20 protein-coding genes are annotated in these 16,326 nt (G+C 72.4%); 16 read left to right on the forward strand and 4 right to left on the reverse strand.

Annotated elements, in window-relative coordinates; all coding sequences use genetic code 11:
- Positions 1-9: 9 nt before the first annotated feature.
- The 10 genes from OG259_RS31910 (at position 10) to OG259_RS31955 (ending at position 9,114) form a co-directional block, all read left to right on the forward strand.
- Positions 10-1,035 (forward strand): ParA family protein, encoded by a 1,026-nt coding sequence (locus OG259_RS31910; RefSeq protein WP_037637819.1) that lies wholly within the window; start codon positions 10-12, stop codon positions 1,033-1,035.
- Complete coding sequence (locus OG259_RS31915; RefSeq protein ID WP_266890273.1) at positions 1,020-1,523, forward strand: hypothetical protein; 504 nt, start codon at positions 1,020-1,022, stop codon at positions 1,521-1,523. The genes OG259_RS31910 and OG259_RS31915 overlap by 16 nt, the downstream gene beginning before the upstream one ends.
- A 44-nt stretch (positions 1,524-1,567) precedes the next feature.
- A complete protein-coding gene (locus tag OG259_RS31920) occupies positions 1,568-2,686 on the forward strand; it encodes a segregation and condensation protein A (RefSeq protein WP_328945401.1) in 1,119 nt (372 codons plus the stop codon).
- The gene (scpB, locus tag OG259_RS31925) at positions 2,683-3,288 is read left to right on the forward strand and encodes an SMC-Scp complex subunit ScpB (protein WP_328945402.1); all 606 of its coding nucleotides are present in this window, start codon (positions 2,683-2,685) and stop codon (positions 3,286-3,288) included. The genes OG259_RS31920 and scpB overlap by 4 nt, the downstream gene beginning before the upstream one ends.
- Complete coding sequence (locus OG259_RS31930; protein ID WP_328945403.1) at positions 3,288-4,598, forward strand: pseudouridine synthase; 1,311 nt, start codon at positions 3,288-3,290, stop codon at positions 4,596-4,598. Before scpB ends, OG259_RS31930 begins: the two co-directional genes overlap by 1 nt.
- Positions 4,599-4,803: 205 nt before the next feature.
- Positions 4,804-5,457 (forward strand): nicotinamide riboside transporter PnuC, encoded by a 654-nt coding sequence (gene pnuC, locus OG259_RS31935; RefSeq protein ID WP_328945404.1) that lies wholly within the window; start codon positions 4,804-4,806, stop codon positions 5,455-5,457.
- Positions 5,454-6,533, forward strand: coding sequence for an AAA family ATPase (locus OG259_RS31940; protein WP_328945405.1), 1,080 nt, complete (start codon positions 5,454-5,456; stop codon positions 6,531-6,533). Before pnuC ends, OG259_RS31940 begins: the two co-directional genes overlap by 4 nt.
- Before the next feature lie 44 nt (positions 6,534-6,577).
- Complete coding sequence (locus OG259_RS31945; protein WP_328947238.1) at positions 6,578-7,312, forward strand: NUDIX hydrolase; 735 nt, start codon at positions 6,578-6,580, stop codon at positions 7,310-7,312.
- Positions 7,309-8,340 (forward strand): ADP-ribosylglycohydrolase family protein, encoded by a 1,032-nt coding sequence (locus tag OG259_RS31950; protein WP_328945406.1) that lies wholly within the window; start codon positions 7,309-7,311, stop codon positions 8,338-8,340. The genes OG259_RS31945 and OG259_RS31950 overlap by 4 nt, the downstream gene beginning before the upstream one ends.
- A gap of 3 nt (positions 8,341-8,343) precedes the next feature.
- Positions 8,344-9,114, forward strand: coding sequence for a nucleotidyltransferase domain-containing protein (locus tag OG259_RS31955; protein ID WP_328945407.1), 771 nt, complete (start codon positions 8,344-8,346; stop codon positions 9,112-9,114).
- On the opposite strand, the gene OG259_RS31960 is transcribed toward OG259_RS31955, so the two are convergent.
- The 3 genes from OG259_RS31960 to OG259_RS31970 are packed head-to-tail and all read right to left on the reverse strand — an operon-like array spanning position 9,111 to position 10,740.
- Positions 9,111-9,800, reverse strand: coding sequence for a nucleotidyltransferase domain-containing protein (locus OG259_RS31960; protein ID WP_443052054.1), 690 nt, complete (start codon positions 9,798-9,800; stop codon positions 9,111-9,113). The genes OG259_RS31955 and OG259_RS31960 overlap by 4 nt on opposite strands.
- Before the next feature lie 32 nt (positions 9,801-9,832).
- Positions 9,833-10,360, reverse strand: a complete 528-nt coding sequence (locus OG259_RS31965; RefSeq protein WP_328945408.1) for a Rieske (2Fe-2S) protein — start codon at positions 10,358-10,360, stop codon at positions 9,833-9,835.
- Positions 10,361-10,404: 44 nt separating this feature from the next.
- Positions 10,405-10,740, reverse strand: coding sequence for a DUF952 domain-containing protein (locus OG259_RS31970; RefSeq protein ID WP_328945409.1), 336 nt, complete (start codon positions 10,738-10,740; stop codon positions 10,405-10,407).
- Between the two features lie 109 nt (positions 10,741-10,849).
- Between OG259_RS31970 and OG259_RS31975 the strand changes: the two genes are divergently transcribed.
- From OG259_RS31975 to der, 6 genes are all read left to right on the forward strand, one after another.
- Positions 10,850-11,284: a YidB family protein gene (locus OG259_RS31975; RefSeq protein ID WP_328945410.1), complete on the forward strand. Its 435-nt coding sequence runs from the start codon at positions 10,850-10,852 to the stop codon at positions 11,282-11,284.
- A gap of 106 nt (positions 11,285-11,390) precedes the next feature.
- Positions 11,391-11,753 carry a chorismate mutase gene (aroH, locus tag OG259_RS31980; RefSeq protein ID WP_266900721.1) on the forward strand — a complete coding sequence of 121 codons (363 nt, stop codon included), beginning with the start codon at positions 11,391-11,393 and terminating at the stop codon, positions 11,751-11,753.
- On the forward strand, positions 11,750-12,838 hold the full coding sequence (locus OG259_RS31985) for a prephenate dehydrogenase (protein WP_328945411.1): 1,089 nt from the start codon (positions 11,750-11,752) through the stop codon (positions 12,836-12,838). Before aroH ends, OG259_RS31985 begins: the two co-directional genes overlap by 4 nt.
- Positions 12,839-12,997: 159 nt before the next feature.
- Positions 12,998-13,672 (forward strand): (d)CMP kinase, encoded by a 675-nt coding sequence (gene cmk / locus OG259_RS31990; RefSeq protein ID WP_328945412.1) that lies wholly within the window; start codon positions 12,998-13,000, stop codon positions 13,670-13,672.
- A 53-nt stretch (positions 13,673-13,725) separates the two neighbouring features.
- Positions 13,726-14,313, forward strand: a complete 588-nt coding sequence (locus OG259_RS31995) for a lysophospholipid acyltransferase family protein (RefSeq protein WP_328947239.1) — start codon at positions 13,726-13,728, stop codon at positions 14,311-14,313.
- 70 nt (positions 14,314-14,383) lie between these two features.
- Positions 14,384-15,832 carry a ribosome biogenesis GTPase Der gene (der, locus tag OG259_RS32000; RefSeq protein ID WP_328945413.1) on the forward strand — a complete coding sequence of 483 codons (1,449 nt, stop codon included), beginning with the start codon at positions 14,384-14,386 and terminating at the stop codon, positions 15,830-15,832.
- Between the two features lie 70 nt (positions 15,833-15,902).
- On the opposite strand, the gene OG259_RS32005 is transcribed toward der, so the two are convergent.
- Positions 15,903-16,184: a hypothetical protein gene (locus tag OG259_RS32005; RefSeq protein WP_443052055.1), complete on the reverse strand. Its 282-nt coding sequence runs from the start codon at positions 16,182-16,184 to the stop codon at positions 15,903-15,905.
- Positions 16,185-16,326: the final 142 nt, after the last annotated feature.

The raw sequence follows: 16,326 nt of genomic DNA on the forward strand, positions 1-16,326 counted from the left end.
GCCCACACGATGAAGACGATGGACGGCCTACACGTGAACGCCACGGCCGGCAACGAGATGGGCCGAGAGTCCACCCACTTCGCCGCCTTTGACGAGGTGCCCGAGGGGCACTTCTACGACCCCGACGCCGAGTACGAGCCCGACCCGGAGTACGCGGCCACCCTCGCACCCGACGCTGCCCGGCAGCGCCGCGAGCGGATCGGCCCCACCGGACGGCCCCTGCCGTACTTCCCGATCCCGGGTCCGCTGACCGACCACGGACCCGCGAAGATCATCGCGATGTGCAACCAGAAGGGCGGCGTCGGCAAGACCACGTCGACCATCAACCTGGGTGCCGCGCTCGCGGAGTACGGACGACGGGTGCTGCTCGTCGACTTCGACCCGCAGGGAGCCCTGTCGGTCGGTCTCGGTGTGAACCCGATGGAGCTCGACCTCACCGTCTACAACCTGCTCATGGAGCGGGGCATGTCGGCGGACGAGGTCCTCCTCAAGACCGCCGTACCCAACATGGACCTGCTGCCGAGCAACATCGACCTCTCGGCCGCCGAAGTCCAGCTCGTCAGCGAGGTCGCGCGCGAGTCGACGCTCCAGCGCGCCCTGAAGCCGCTGATGAACGACTACGACTACATCGTGATCGACTGTCAGCCCTCGCTCGGCCTGCTGACCGTGAACGCCCTGACGGCGGCTCACAAGGTCATCGTGCCGCTGGAATGCGAGTTCTTCGCGCTCCGCGGAGTGGCGCTGCTGACCGAGACCATCGAGAAGGTCCAGGAGCGGCTCAACCCCGAGCTGGAGCTCGACGGCATCCTCGCCACGATGTACGACTCCCGGACCGTGCACAGCCGTGAGGTGCTCGCGCGCGTCGTCGAGGCCTTCGACGACCACGTCTACCACACGGTCATCGGGCGGACGGTGCGCTTCCCGGAGACCACGGTCGCCGGCGAGCCCATCACCACGTACGCCTCCAACTCCGTGGGTGCCGCCGCCTATCGTCAGCTCGCCAGGGAGGTGCTCGCCCGGTGTCACGCCGAGTGAGTCTGCCCGGCGCCGACGAACTCTTCCGTACGACCGGGGGGACGGCGCTCCAGGCGTCCGCACCCCGCCGGGCCGTCCCGGCACCCGCGGGCGAGAGCGACACGACGGCGGCCGAGGGCTCCGCGGAGCACACGGCGGCGGACTCCGAGGCGACGGAACCCCGCGCCCGGACGACGGAGCCCGAGAGTGCCGCTCCGAAGTCCGCGCCCTCCGCCGCGGTGCCCGCCCCCGCGGCGGCCCGGCGGCGCGGCGGCCGGGCCCCGAACCGGCGGCCCAGCGGCCGTGAGCGGCACGACGAGAAGATCACGGTCTACGTCTCCGCCGAGGAGCTGATGGACCTGGAGCACGCCCGGCTCGTGCTCCGGGGCGAGCACGGCCTGGCCGTGGACCGGGGCCGGATCGTCCGGGAGGCCGTCGCGGTCGTCCTGGCCGACCTGGAGTCCCGCGGCGACGCGAGCATCCTCGTGCGCCGCCTGCGCGGCCGCTGACGGTAGCCTGCGGGCTGCCGCGCTCCCCGTTCCCCTGGACCTCCATGCACCACGCCTCTGACGAAACGTCCCGCCCGCACCGCCGCCTTCTGGGCCGCGGCCCGGGCGAGCCGGAGGAGGCCGCCGCCGTCCCGCCGCCTCCTGCCCCGCCCGCCGACGCACCTGTCGCGGGGGCGGGGGAGGAAGCGGCAGGGCCCGGGGCCGAGCCCGGGGCAGAGCCCGAGCCCGAGGCCGATGCGGTTGCCGACGGCCCTCCGGCAGACGAGTCCGGTGAGTCCGACGAGGCCGGTGACCCCGGTGAGGCCGGTCGCTCCGCGGAGTCTGCCGAGTCCGCCGCGTCCGCGGAGTCCGCTGAGTCCGCGGAGGCCGGGGACGGGCGGTTCACCGTGCGGCTCTCGAACTTCGAGGGGCCGTTCGACCTGCTGCTCCAGCTGATCACCAAGCACAAGCTCGACGTCACCGAGGTCGCCCTCTCCCAGGTCACCGACGAGTTCATGGCGCACCTGCGTGCCCTGGGACCCGACGGGGACCTCGACCAGACCACCGAGTTCCTCGTCGTCGCCGCCACCCTGCTCGACCTCAAGGCCGCCCGGCTGCTGCCCGCCGCCGAGGTCGAGGACGAGGCCGACCTCGCGCTCCTGGAGGCCCGCGACCTGCTCTTCGCCCGGCTCCTCCAGTACCGCGCGTACAAACGCATCGCGGCGATCTTCGAGGAGCGCTGGGAGGCCGAGGGCCGCCGCCATCCCCGTACCGTCGGCCTCGAACCGCACCACGCCGAGCTGCTCCCCGAGGTCGTCATCTCCATCGGCGCCGAGGGCTTCGCCAGGCTGGCCGTCAAGGCCATGCAGCCCAAGGCCGAGCCCCAGGTGTACGTCGACCACATCCACGCCCCGCTGGTCAGCGTCCGCGAGCAGGCCGCCGTGGTCGTCTCGCTGCTGCGGGAGCGCGGGACCGCGCTCTTCCGGGAGCTGATCGAGGACGTCGGGGACGACACCCTCACCGTCGTGGCCCGCTTCCTCGCCCTTCTGGAGCTCTACCGGGAGAAGGCCGTCGCCCTCGACCAGGAGACCGCCCTGGGGGACCTCACGGTCTCCTGGACCGGCGGGGAGACGGATCCCTCGGGGGCCGTGACCGACGAGTTCGACCAGGAGACCACCGCATGAGCGACCTCAAGCCCTCTCTCGAAGCCGTCCTCATGGTCGTCGACGAGCCCGCCACCGAGGCGCATCTCGCCAAGGTCCTGGACCGCACCCCCCGCGAGGTCGCCGACGCCCTGCGCGAGCTGGCCGACGAGTACACGGTCCAGGGCCGAGGCTTCGAGCTGCGGCAGGTGGCCGGCGGCTGGCGCTACTACACCCGCGCCGAGCACGCCGCGGCCGTCGAGGCCTTCGTCCTGGAGGGCCAGCAGGCCCGGCTCACCCAGGCGGCCCTGGAGACCCTCGCGGTCGTCGCGTACCGCCAGCCGGTCAGCCGTTCCCGGGTCTCCGCGGTCCGCGGAGTCAACTGCGACGGCGTGATGCGGACCCTCCTCCAGCGGGGTCTGGTGGAGGAGACGGGCGCGGAACCCGAAACAGGTGCGATCCTGTACAGGACGACGAACTACTTCCTGGAGCGGATGGGCCTGCGCGGCCTGGACGAGCTCCCCGAGCTCGCGCCCTTCCTCCCCGAGGCGGAGGCGGTCGAGCCGGACTCACTGGAAGGGGTCCCGTCGTTCGATCCGGATGCACCGGATCGTGAGGACGACGACGACAAGACGGAAGTTTGATGCGAAGCAGCAGCGGCAGGAACAGCAGCGGAAACAACGGCGGGAGCCGTGGTGGCAACAGCGGCGGCCGCGGCGGCAGCAGCGGTGGCGGCCGCGGTGGCAGCGGCGCCGGCGGTGGCGGCTACCGGGGCTCCGGTGGCGGCAGCGGCAGCGGTGGCGGTGGCTACCGGGGCGGCAGCGGCTCCGGTGGCAGCGGCGGTGGCCGTGGCGGCTCCGGTGGCGGTGGCTACCAGGGCGGCGGCGGTGGCGGTCGTGGTGGCAGCGGTGGCGGCTACCAGGGTGGCGGCGGCCGTGACGGCCAGAAGAGCCCGAGCAACCCGCGCCGGCCTCGCCCGGAGGAGCGCTCCTACGACGTGAGCCCCCCTGCCGAGGCCCCGAAGAAGGGTCGCGGCTCCGCGGCCCGCGGCGGCGCCAAGGGCGGCCCCAAGGCCCCTCAGGGCGGTATGCCGCCCCGTCGTGGCCCGCACGGCCAGCGGCAGGCCCCGGCCCGCTCGCGCGAGCTCGAGGCCAAGATCGAGCAGCGCAACCGGGAGCGGTACGAGAACCGCCCGGAGATCAAGACCCCGAAGACCTTCCCGGGCGCCGAGCAGGAGGGCGAGCGGCTGCAGAAGGTCCTCGCCCGCGCCGGCATGGGCTCGCGACGTGCCTGCGAGGAGCTCATCGAGCAGGCCCGCGTCGAGGTCAACGGCGAGATCGTCCTGGAGCAGGGCAAGCGCGTCGACCCGGAGAAGGACGAGATCAAGGTGGACGGCCTGACCGTCGCCACCCAGTCGCACCTGTTCTTCGCGCTGAACAAGCCGGCCGGTGTCGTCTCCACCATGGAGGACCCGGACGGCCGCCAGTGCCTCGGCGACTACGTCAACAACCGCGAGACGCGCCTCTTCCACGTCGGCCGGCTCGACACGGAGACCGAGGGCATCATCCTGCTCACCAACCACGGTGAGCTGGCCCACCGCCTCACGCACCCGAAGTACGGCGTGAAGAAGACCTACCTGGCCGCCATCACCGGCCCGCTGCCCCGCGAGGTCGGCAAGCGGCTCAAGGACGGCATCCAGCTGGAGGACGGCTACGCCAAGGCCGACCACTTCCGCGTGGTCGAGCAGACCGGCAAGAACTACCTGGTCGAGGTCACGCTGCACGAGGGCCGCAAGCACATCGTGCGCCGCATGCTGGCCGAGGCCGGCTTCCCGGTCGAGAAGCTGGTCCGTACGGCCTTCGGGCCGATCGGTCTGGGCGACCAGAAGTCGGGCTGGCTGCGCCGGCTCACCAACACGGAGGTCGGCATGCTGATGAAGGAAGTCGGCATGTAAGGCCCCTGGCCCGCTTTACCCGAGAAGCCCGTGACCGCTCGCCGGTCACGGGCTTCTCCGTGTCCGCGCCCGTGTCCGTGTCTGTGTCCGTTCTCGTGTCCGTTCTCGCGCTCTGGTCCGTGCTCCCCGTCGTGCTCCCCGCTTTTCCGTCTTGTGGCCGGAGCCTGCCCCCTTTATAGTCAATATGACTCTTAAGGAGGCGGGCGTGAGCCTCGCAAGCATCCTCGAACCCCTGCAGCAGCCGCTCTTCACCGTCCTGGACACCCCGGTCAGCTGGACCGAGGTCCTGGGATTCGGCAGCGGGGCGCTCTGCGTCTGGCTCGTCGCCCGCCAGCACCTCGCGAACTGGCCCATCGGCATCGCCAACAACCTGTTCTTCGTCCTGCTCTTCACGCAGGCGGGGCTCTACGCCGACGCCGGCCTCCAGATCGTCTTCATCACCCTCGCCGTGTACGGCTGGTGGACCTGGACCCACGGGGGTGGACCAGGCTCCGACGCCCTCCCGGTGCGCCGCACCACGCGCACCGAGTGGACGTGGCTGATCACGGCGGGGGTGGTGGGGACCCTCGCCCTCACCCTGCTCCTCGACCGCGCCACCGACTCGACGGTCCCCTTCTGGGACGCCCTGACGACCGCGCTCTCCCTCATGGCGACCTACGGCCAGTGCCGCAAGCGCCTGGAGTCCTGGTGGCTGTGGATCGCCGCCGACGTGGTCTACGTACCGCTGTACGCGTACAAGGAGCTGTACCTGACCTCCCTGCTGTACGTCGGCTTCATGGCGCTCTGCGTCCTCGGCCTGCGCGGCTGGACCAAGGACCATGCCGCGCGCCGCGCCCTCCAGGTGGAGGCGGCGGCATGAAGCGCTACGGACACGGCCTCGTCCTCGGCAAGTTCTATCCGCCGCACGCCGGCCACCACCATCTCGTCCGCACGGCCCTCGACCGCTGCGAACGCCTCACCGTGCTCGTCTGCGCCTCCTCCGTGGAGTCCCTCCCGCTCGACGAGCGCGTCGCCTGGATGCGCGAGATCCACCCCGACGCCCTCGTCGTCGGAGCCGTCGACGACATCCCCGTCGACCTCCACGACCCCGACGTGTGGGACGCCCACATGGCCGTCTTCCGGGCCGCCGTGCCCGAGCACGTCGACGCCGTCTTCACCTCGGAGCCGTACGGGGAGGAACTCGCCCGCCGGTTCGGCGCCGAGCCCGTCTGCGTCGATCCCGAGCGCACCTGCCACCCCGTCTCCGGCACCGCCGTCCGCGCGGACCCCGTCGGCTGCTGGGACTTCCTGGAGCCGCCCGTACGCTCCGCGCTCACCCGGCGCGTCGTCGTCCTCGGCGCCGAGTCCACCGGCACCACCACCATGGCCCTCGCCCTCGCCGACCACTACCGGCGGCGCGGCGGCGTCTGGGCCCGCACCCGGTACGTACCGGAGTACGGGCGCGAGTACAGCGAACTCAAGCTCGCCGAGCTCCGTGCCGAACGCCCCGGCGCCGACTGGGCCGACGTCACCTTCCACTCCTCCGACTTCCCCGTCATCGCGCAGCGCCAGGCCGAACTGGAGGAGGAGGCGGCCCGCGACGGCTCGCCCGTCCTCTTCTGCGACACCGACGCCTTCGCCACCACCATCTGGCACGAGCGCTACATGGGCACCACCAGCCCCGCCACCGGCGAGATCGCCGCCCACGGCCGGCAGCACCTCTGGCTGCTCACCGACCACCGGGGCGTCGCCTTCGAGGACGACGGACTCCGCGACGGGGAGCACCTGCGGCCCTGGATGACCGCCCGCTTCCTCACCCAGCTCACCCACAGCGGCCGCCGCACGGCCGTCCTCAGCGGCCCGCACGAGGAACGCCTCGCGGCCGCGGTCGCCGCCGTGGACGGGCTGCTCGACGAGGGCTGGCACCTCACCGACCCGCTGCCGGAGCGACGATGACCGGCCACCGGGTGCCGACGGGCGGGGCCGAGGACGGCGAGCGGGTGTCGGCAGGTGTGCCCGAGGGCTACGACCCGTACGCCTTCGAGCCGTTCGCCGTCACCGTCGACCTCGCCGTCCTCACCCTCCGCGAGGAGCGCCTCCACGTCCTGCTGGTCGAGCGCGGCCAGGAGCCGTACGCCGGGTCCTGGGCGCTCCCCGGCGGATTCGTCCTGCCCCGCGAGTCCGCCGAGCGGGCCGCCCGCCGCGAACTCGCCGAGGAGACCGGACTCTCCGAGGCCACCGTCGCCGGACTCCACCTCGAACAGCTCCGCACCTACACCGAGCCGGACCGCGACCCGAGGATGCGGGTCGTCTCCGTCGCTTTCACCGCGCTGGTACCCGATCCGCCCGAGCCGCGCGGCGGCGGCGACGCGGCCCAGGCGCGGTGGATGCCGTACGGGACGCACGGGCCGCTCGCCTTCGACCACGACCGCATCCTCGCCGACGCCCACGAACGGGTCGGCGCCAAGCTGGAGTACACCTGCCTCGCGACCGCCTTCTGCCCGCCCGAGTTCACCCTCGGCGAGCTGCGTAAGGTCTACGAGACGGTCTGGGGCGTCGAGCTCGACCGCCCCAACTTCCGGCGCAAGGTCCTCACCACGCCCGGCTTCGTCCAGGCCGTGGAAGGACCGCCGCGCCTCACCGGCGGACGGGGGAAACCGGCCGCTCTCTACCGGGCGGGCGGGGCCACCACCCTCCACCCGCCCCTCCTGCGACCGGAAGGACGATCCACGTGAACCTCACCCGCACCGCCGTCAAGCAGGCCGCGACCGGCTCCCTGATCGGGCTGGCGCTCGGCGACGCGCTGGGCTTCCCGACCGAGTTCAACGACGTGCCCTCGATCCTCGCGAAGGTCGGGCCCTGGCGGGAGATGCCGCTGCCCGTCCGCGACGGAAAGGCGTACGTCACCGACGACACCCAGATGGCGCTCGCCTTCGCCCGGGGCATCCGGACCGCGATGGACCACGGAGTCCTCGCCCCGCTGGGCCTCACCAGGCCCGTACGGGACGAGTTCGTCGCCTGGTACCACTCGCCCGAGAACAACCGCGCCCCCGGCAACACCTGCCTCCGCGCCTGTGCGCTCCTCGGCGGCGACCGGCTCTGGCAGGACGCGAGCCAGATCGGCTCCAAGGGCTGCGGCGCCAACATGCGGGTCACGCCCATCGGGCTCGTCCCCGGGCTGAGCGAGGAGCAGCGGGCCGGTGCCGCACAGCTCCAGGCGGCCCTGACCCACGGTCACCCCACCGCGCTCGCCGCCTCCGACCTCACCGCACGCGCCGTCCACCTCCTCGCCCAGGGCGTGGATCCGGCCGGACTGGTCGGACAGCTGCGCTCGTACGCGTACGAGAACCGCTCCCGCTATCACGAGCACTGGCTCGGCGACCTCTGGACCCGCTCCCAGGACCCCTCCGCCCGGCACTTCGTCGAGCGCGGCTGGGACGAGTGCCTGGCCGTCCTGGAGCGGCTTGACGCCGTCCAGCGCACTGCGGACCCGGAGCTCGACCCCTGTACGTACACCGGTGACGGCTGGATCGCCGAGGAGGCCCTCGCGACCGGGCTCCTCAGCTTCCTGCTCTTCCCCGACGAGCCCCTCACCGTCCTGCGCCGGGCCGCCTGCACCCGCGGCGACTCCGACTCGATCGCCGCTCTCGCGGGCGCCTTCGCCGGCGCCCATCTCGGCGCCGACGCCTGGCCGAAGGAGTGGGAGGAGCACATCGAGTACCGGAGCGACCTGCTGACCTTCGGCGCGCTCTGGGACGCTTGATCCATGACGCTCACTCTCGATCCCTCACAGCACGTGGACCTCACCGCCGTCGTGGCCGAGCAGCCCGACCCCCTGCTCTTCGCGACGGTCTCCGGCGCGCACCTGTACGGATTCCCGTCCCGCGACTCGGACGTGGACCTGCGCGGTGCGCACCTGCTGCCGGTGGACGCGCTGATCGGGCTGCGCGAACCCGAGGAGACCCGCAGCCGGATGTGGGACCGGGACGGCGTCGAGATGGACCTCGTCACGCACGACCTGCGGAAGTTCGCCCGGCTGATGCTGCGCCGCAACGGCTACGTCCTGGAGCAGCTCACCTCCCCGCTCGTCGCGCACACCACGGAGACCCACGCGGAGCTGGTCTCCCTCGTGCCCGAGGTGCTCACCTCCCACCACGCCCACCACTACCGGGGCTTCGCGGGGACGCAGTGGCGGCTCTTCGAGAGCAGCGGGGAGCTCAAGCCGCTGCTCTACACCTACCGGGCGCTGCTCACCGGCATCCACCTGATGCGGTCGGGCGAGGTGCAGGCCCATCTGCCGACCCTGGTCGAGGAGGTCGCCGAGGCGCCGGCCCGGCTGCCCGACCTCGTCGAGGCGAAGGCGGCGGCGGAACACGGGCTCGCGGACCTGGCGATCGAGGACGTACGGGCGGAGACCGAGGTCCTGCGCGGGATCCTGGACGAGGCGCAGGCCGCGTCCGCTCTGGGGGAGACGGCGGCACGGGCCCACGACCTGCTGCACGATCTGGTCGTACGGGCCCGGTCGAAGAGCCGCTAGAGCACGTCCGTCGCCGAGGCGCGGCGCGCGCGGATCAGGAAGTCCTGCACGCGCGCGTGGTCCGGCGTCGCCGGGAGCGGAGTCGCGTCGAGGGCGTGGTCGGCCTCCTCCTGGAGTCGGTTCATCCAGGACTCGACCTCGGGCCAGGTCACCTCGCCGCGCTTGACCGCGAGGAGGCGCTCGCGCTCCTCGCCGACGTCGATCCGCAGCTCGCCCGAGCGCAGCAGGTCCCGGCAGCTGGTCAGCAGGCGCAGCAGGTGCATGGCGTGCTTCCAGCGCGGGTGGCCGTACTGGCGCACGTCCGCGTCGAGCTTGCGGCGCTGCCCGCCCGCGTAACGGACGAAGGTCTGATGGGCCTGCCGGGAGAGGAAGGCGCCGCGCAGCGAGAGCAGTTCGCGGCCGAGGTCGTCGACGTGCTCGACCACGGGGGAGTGGAGGCACTCCAGGACGTTCGGGTTGTTGCGCAGCGCCAGCTCGCAGAAGCGTTCCAGCTCCCAGCTGAACTGCTCCTCGCCCGGCCCCTCCACATGCGCGGGGGGCTTGTCGAAGTGCCAGAACAACGGCGTCGGGGCGAGGTACACGCCCCGGACGTCCGTGTCACTGCCCTCGGTCGCGAGACCGAAGGCGCGCGAGCCCATCACACAGGAGTAGATCGTGTGGTCGCGCACCAGCTCGTCCGGAGTCATGCCGGTCAGGCTACGTCAGGGCTCTGACAGGGCTATGTCAGGGTGATCGAGTCCCCCGAGACGGTGATCTGCTCGGCCGGCAGCGGGCGGGGAGCCGGTCCGGCCACCACCGCGGCGTCGGTGATGCGGTACTTGGAGCCGTGGCAGGGGCAGTCGATGGTGCCGTCCGCGACCTTGTTCACCAGACAGCCCTGATGGGTGCAGATCGCGGAGAACGCCTTGAACTCACCCGCCGTGGGCTGGGTGACGACCACCTTCTCCGCCTTGAAGACCGTGCCGCCGCCGACCGGGATGTCGGCGGTCTTGGCCAGGGCCTTACCGCTGGGCGCGCCGGCGGAGGCGCTCGTTTCGGCGGGGGCGCTCGGGGTGGCCGGCGCGCTCGTGCCGGGGGTGGCCGACGCGCTCGTGCCCGCGGTGCCCGGGGTGGCCGGGGCGCTGGTGGTCGTACCGCCGTCGCCTCCGTCGTCCGAGCCGCAGCCCGCCGTCAGGGCCGCGGCGGCGACCAGGACGGTACGGCGGTTCGTGGCGCGTGCAGTCAGGTTGGTGACGCGTGAAGTCATACGGCCACCTTGGCGCCGCCGGGCCGCCGGGTCCCGCAACACGCCTACACCCGGGGCGTCAGCTCCCTCGCACGGCCGTCCGCGTCCCGCCGTACCTCCAGGACCGAGGTCACCGCGTCCCGCTCGATCGGCCCGTACACATGCGGGAAGAGCACCTCCCCCGAGCCCTCCCGGCGGACCTCCCCGGCCAGCCGCTCCTCGTCGATCACCAGCACCAGGAGCGGGCCCGGCACGTCCCGGTAGCGGGCGTCGGCGATCGCGAGGGCCGCGGCCTCGTCCGGCGAGCAGTGGACGAAGCCCTCGGCGGCGAGGGACGGCGGGGCGTACGGGGCATCGGGGGCGGCCGACCAGTCGGCCAGCGGTACGACGTGCAGCAACATGCCGACCTTTCTACCGTGAGGTTCCGTGGCCGGGGATGTACCCCGAGTGGCGGAACGCCCCGGTTCGAGTGACATTGAGCGTGTTCCGAACCGGACGAAAGGCAGAACCATGGCGGGAAACGACCTCGGCAGTCTCCTCGGAAGCCTTCTCGGAGGCTCCGGTGGGCAGAGCGGCGGCAGCGGTGCCGGCGGCATCCTCGGCTCCCTGATCGGCGCCCTCGCCGGCGGTCAGGGCGGCGGCGGTGCGGGCGGCTCGACGAACCCGCTCGGCGGACTCCTCGACATGCTCACCGGATCGGGCCTCAGCGACCAGACCCGGTCCTGGGTCGGCACCGGTGAGAACCAGTCCGTCAGCGGCGCCCAGATCGCCGAGGCCCTCCCGGACGACACCCTCCAGAAGGTCGCGGCCGACGCCGGCGTCAGCCCGCAGGAGGCCGCCGACCAGATCGCCCGGTCGCTGCCGCAGGCCGTCGACAAACTGACCCCGAACGGCTCGGTGCCCCAGGGCTCCCTGGAGGACATCATCCGGCAGCAGCAGCTTTGACCGCGCCCGCCGCCCGCCCTCCGTCTCGGAGGGCGGGCGCCGCGACGCCCCGTCCCCACCGCTGACTAGGCTGATCGGAGCACTGACGCAGGCGAAGGAGCACGACGTGGCGGTACGAGCGGTCCGAGGAGCCGTCCAGCTGGAGCGGGACGAGGCCGGGCACATGAGTGAGCAGGTCGAAGAGCTGCTCACCGCCGTCCTCGAACGCAACGGGCTCGGCGCCGACGACCTCATCAGCATCTGGTTCACGGCCACCCCCGACCTCCACAGCGACTTCCCCGCCGCCGCGGCCCGCCGGATCGGCATCGTCGACGTCCCCTTGATCTGCGCGCAGGAACTCGACATCGAGGGCGCCATGCCGAGGGTCGTCCGGCTCCTCGCCCACGTCGAGACCGAACTCCCCAAGTCACGGATCGCGCACGTCTACCTCGGCGCCGCGGCCGCTCTGCGCAAGGACATCGCCCAGTGAGAACAGCGCTCGTCATCGGCACCGGCCTGATCGGCACCTCCGCGGCGATCGCCCTCGCCGGCCGGGGCGTCACCGTCCATCTGCGCGACCACGACCCGGCGCGGGCCAGCACGGCCGCCGCCATCGGCGCCGGCACCGACGAGGAGCCCGCGGGCCCCGTCGACCTCGTCATCGTCGCCGTACCCCCGGCGCACGTGGCCGCCACCCTCGCCGAGGCCATGACCGCCGGGCTCGGCCGCGGCTACCTCGACGTGGCCAGCGTCAAGGGCGGCCCCAAGCGCGAGCTGGAAGCCCTGGGCCTCGACCTCACCCCGTACATCGGTACGCACCCCATGGCCGGCAAGGAGCGCTCCGGCCCGCTCGCCGCGACCGCGGACCTCTTCGAGGGGCGGCCCTGGGTCCTCACCCCGACCCGGGACACCGACACCGAGGTCCTGAACCTCGCCCTGGAGCTCGTCGCGCTGTGCCGGGCCGTCCCCGTCGTCATGGACGCCGACGCCCACGACCGGGCGGTCGCCCTGGTGTCCCACACCCCGCAGCTCGTGTCGTCGATGGTCGCCGCGCGCCTGGAGGAGGCCGAGGAGTCGGCCGTACGCCTCTGCGGGCAGGGCATCCGGGACGTCACCCGGATCGCGGCCTCCGACCCGCGCATGTGGATCGACATCCTCTCCGCCAACCCCGGACCCGTCGCCGACGTGCTCTCCGGTGTCGCCGCCGACCTCGACGAGACCGTCCGCGCCCTGCGCTCCCTCCAGTCCGCCGACGAGGAGAAGCGCCGGGACGGCGCCCTGGGCGTCGAGGACGTCCTGCGCCGCGGCAACGCCGGCCGCTCCCGCGTCCCCGGCAAGCACGGCGCCGCCCCCACGGTCTACGAGACCGTCGCCGTCCTCATCAGCGACCAGCCGGGCGAGCTGGCCCGCATCTTCGCCGACGCGGGCCGCGCGGGGGTCAACATCGAGGACGTCCGCATCGAGCACGCGACCGGCCAGCAGGCGGGTCTCGTCCAGCTCATGGTGGAGCCCTCGGCCGCCCCGGTCCTCGGCGCGGCCCTCCAGGAGCGGGGCTGGGCCCTGCGGACGAGCTGACGGCGGGGCTCTGGCGGGGGCGAGGGAGCGCCCAGGGGGCGCCTCCGCCCGGCCCCGGCACGGGCTGGGCCGAACGGGTGCGTGGGACTCGGTAACCTTGGGGAGGTCCCTTGCATCCCCGCCGGGTCCTGCCACTCACCCCAGGAAGGTGTTCCCACCGTGGAATCCGTGATCGTCGCCATCGACGGGCCCTCCGGCACGGGCAAGTCCAGCACCTCGAAGGCGGTCGCCGCCAAGCTGGGTCTGAGCTACCTCGACACCGGCGCCCAGTACCGGGCGATCACCTGGTGGATGATCAGCAACGGCGTGGACGTCCACGACGCCGAAGCCGTCGCCAACGCCGCCGCGAAGCCGGTCATCGTCTCCGGCACCGACCCGGCGCGGCCCACCATCACCGTCGACGGAGCCGACGCCGCCGGCCCCATCCGTACCGAAGAGGTCACCTCCAAGGTCAGCGCCGTCAGCGCCGTCCCCGAGGTGCGGGAGCTCATCACCGACCTCCAGCGGACCATCGCCAAGGGCGCCGAGCACGGCATCGTCGTCGAGGGCCGGGACATCGGCACCACCGTCCTCCCCGACGCCGACCTGAAGATCTTCCTCACCGCCTCGCCCGAGGCCCGCGCCGCCCGCCGCTCCGGCGAGCTCAAGGGCGTCGACGTGCACGCGACGAAGGAAGCCCTGATCAAGCGGGACGCGGCCGACTCCAGCCGGAAGACCTCCCCGCTCGCCAAGGCCGACGACGCCGTCGAGGTCGACACCACCGAGCTCACGCTCGACCAGGTCATCGAGTGCGTCGTCACCCTGGTGGACGAGAAGCGCGGAGCCGCCAAGTGACCGTGCCCTCCGAGAAGGGCGCCGCCGTCGGCCGACGCATCGGCATCGGACTGATGTACGGCTTCTGGAAGCCGCGCGTCCTCGGCGCCTGGCGGGTGCCGACCTCCGGCCCCGCCATCTTCGCCGTCAACCACGCGCACAACATCGACGGCCCCATGCTCATGGGCACCGCACCGCGCCCCGTGCACTTCCTCATCAAGAAGGAGGCGTTCGTCGGCCCGCTCGGCAGCTTCCTGGAGGGCATCGGGCAGCTCAAGGTGGACCGCGACAGCACCGACCGCACCGCGATAGGCAACGCCCTGGGCGTCCTGGAGCAGGGCGGCGTCCTCGGGATCTTCCCCGAGGGAACCCGGGGCGACGGCGACTTCGCCTCGCTCCGCGCGGGCCTCGCGTACTTCGCCGTCCGCAGCGGCGCGCCGATCGTCCCGGTCGCCGTGCTGGGAAGCACGGAGCGCCGCGGACGGTTGGTCAAAGCACTGCCTCCGCTGCGCGCCCGCGTCGACGTCGTCTTCGGTGACGCCTTCGACGCGGGGGACGGCTCCGGCCGGCGCACCCGCAAGGCGCTCGACGAGGCCACCGTACGAATCCAGGGGAAGCTCACCGACCACCTGGAAAACGCCAGGCGCCTCACCGGGCGCTGAGCGAGACTTTCAGTAGTGGGCCCCGCGGCCCGGGGACCCACCGACCACGAATGATCAAGGAACGGACTTCATGAACGACCAGCACGACCACGGGGCACTTGGCGACGCCGAGTACGCGGAGTTCATGGAGCTCGCCTCCGAAGAAGGCTTCGACGTCGAAGAGGTCGAGGGCGCGATCGAGGAGGCCGGCCACGGCCCGCTTCCCGTCCTCGCCGTCGTCGGCCGCCCGAACGTCGGCAAGTCGACCCTGGTGAACCGCATCATCGGCCGCCGTGAGGCCGTCGTCGAGGACAAGCCGGGCGTCACCCGCGACCGCGTCACCTACGAGGCCGAATGGGCCGGGCGCCGCTTCAAGGTCGTCGACACCGGCGGCTGGGAGCAGGACGTCCTCGGCATCGACGCCTCCGTCGCCGCCCAGGCCGAGTACGCCATCGAGGCCGCCGACGCCTGTCTCTTCGTCGTGGACGCCACCGTCGGCGCCACCGACACCGACGAGGCCGTCGTCAAGCTGCTCCGCCGCTCCGGCAAGCCGGTCGTCCTCGCCGCCAACAAGGTCGACGGACAGTCCGGTGAGGCCGACGCCACCACGCTCTGGTCCCTGGGCCTCGGCGAGCCGTTCCCCGTCTCCTCGCTGCACGGCCGCGGCACCGGCGACCTCCTCGACGAGGTCCTGAAGGCGCTGCCCGAGGCCCCCGAGCAGCGCTTCGGCAACGCCGTCGGCGGCCCGCGCCGCATCGCCCTCATCGGCCGCCCGAACGTCGGCAAGTCCTCCCTGCTCAACAAGGTGGCGGGCGAGGACCGGGTCGTCGTCAACGAGCTGGCCGGCACCACCCGCGACCCGGTCGACGAGCTCATCGAGCTCGGCGGTGTGACGTGGAAGTTCGTCGACACGGCCGGCATCCGCAAGAAGGTCCACCTCCAGGAGGGCGCGGACTACTACGCCTCCCTGCGGACCGCGGCCGCCATCGAGAAGGCGGAGGTGGCCGTCATCCTCATCGACACCACCGACAACATCTCGGTCCAGGACCAGCGCATCATCACGACGGCGGTCGAGTCGGGCCGCGCCATCGTCATCGCCTACAACAAGTGGGACGAGCTGGACGAGGAGCGCCGCTACTACCTCGAGCGCGAGATCGAGACCGAGATGCAGCAGGTCGCCTGGGCGCCCCGGGTCAACGTCTCCGCCAAGACCGGCCGCCACATGGAGAAGCTGGTCCCGGCCATCGAGACCGCGCTCGCCGGCTGGGAGACCCGCGTCCCCACCGGCCGGCTGAACGCCTTCCTCGGTGAGATCGTCGCGGCCCACCCGCACCCGATCCGCGGCGGCAAGCAGCCCCGCATCCTCTTCGGTACGCAGGCGGGCACCAAGCCGCCCCGCTTCGTGCTCTTCGCCTCGGGCTTCCTGGAGGCCGGCTACCGCCGCTTCATCGAGCGCCGCCTCCGCGAGGAGTTCGGCTTCGAGGGCACCCCGATCCACATCTCGGTGCGCGTGCGAGAGAAGCGCAGCCGCAAGAAGTGACCCCGCGGGGTGAGACACGGCGGAGGGCCGGGGCGATCGCGCCCCGGCCCTCCGCCGTTCCCCCGTGCCCCTAGAAGCCCCTGCGGGGCCCCGGCGGCAGTGCCACCTGCGTCGGGGTGGGCGGGTACTGCGCCGACCACGCCGTCGGATACGACGACGTGCCGTACCGGTGGCCCTGCCCGTGTCCGTACACACCCGTGCTCACCGCCGTACCGAAGGCCCGGAACGTCAGCTCCTCCTCGCCGCTGCGGTCACCCGGCAGCGTGCGGAACGACCTGCGGTACTCCGAGTACAGGGCGTCGTAGATCGGCGTGGGCGAGGCCCCCGCCGAGACGTCCTGCGCCGGGCGCATCGAAGGGATCTGACTCGGATACGGCTGGAGGAAGGGGTCGTATGCGTGCACGTAGGTGCCAACGACCCCGCCGCCCGTCGGATGCGGGCGGCTCTCCGAAAGAGGTGCAGGCCGGGGGCGTAGCACGGTCGGGACCGCAGGT

Origin of the sequence: Streptomyces sp. NBC_00250 (assembly GCF_036192275.1) — a bacterium.
GTDB lineage: Bacteria > Actinomycetota > Actinomycetes > Streptomycetales > Streptomycetaceae > Streptomyces.

Excerpts from the sequence above, each read along its gene's own strand:
- OG259_RS31910 (WP_037637819.1), top strand. The coding sequence starts at position 10 with ATGAAGACGATGGACGGCCTACACGTGAACGCCACGGCCGGCAACGAG.
- OG259_RS31920 (WP_328945401.1), top strand. The coding sequence starts at position 1,568 with ATGCACCACGCCTCTGACGAAACGTCCCGCCCGCACCGCCGCCTTCTG.
- scpB (WP_328945402.1), top strand. The coding sequence starts at position 2,683 with ATGAGCGACCTCAAGCCCTCTCTCGAAGCCGTCCTCATGGTCGTCGAC.
- OG259_RS31930 (WP_328945403.1), top strand. The coding sequence starts at position 3,288 with ATGCGAAGCAGCAGCGGCAGGAACAGCAGCGGAAACAACGGCGGGAGC.
- OG259_RS31940 (WP_328945405.1), top strand. The coding sequence starts at position 5,454 with ATGAAGCGCTACGGACACGGCCTCGTCCTCGGCAAGTTCTATCCGCCG.
- OG259_RS31955 (WP_328945407.1), top strand. The coding sequence starts at position 8,344 with ATGACGCTCACTCTCGATCCCTCACAGCACGTGGACCTCACCGCCGTC.
- OG259_RS31960 (WP_443052054.1), bottom strand. The coding sequence starts at position 9,800 with ATGACTCCGGACGAGCTGGTGCGCGACCACACGATCTACTCCTGTGTG.
- OG259_RS31965 (WP_328945408.1), bottom strand. The coding sequence starts at position 10,360 with ATGACTTCACGCGTCACCAACCTGACTGCACGCGCCACGAACCGCCGT.
- OG259_RS31970 (WP_328945409.1), bottom strand. The coding sequence starts at position 10,740 with ATGTTGCTGCACGTCGTACCGCTGGCCGACTGGTCGGCCGCCCCCGAT.
- OG259_RS31975 (WP_328945410.1), top strand. The coding sequence starts at position 10,850 with ATGGCGGGAAACGACCTCGGCAGTCTCCTCGGAAGCCTTCTCGGAGGC.
- OG259_RS31995 (WP_328947239.1), top strand. The coding sequence starts at position 13,726 with ATGTACGGCTTCTGGAAGCCGCGCGTCCTCGGCGCCTGGCGGGTGCCG.
- der (WP_328945413.1), top strand. The coding sequence starts at position 14,384 with ATGAACGACCAGCACGACCACGGGGCACTTGGCGACGCCGAGTACGCG.
- OG259_RS32005 (WP_443052055.1), bottom strand. The coding sequence starts at position 16,184 with ATGCGCCCGGCGCAGGACGTCTCGGCGGGGGCCTCGCCCACGCCGATC.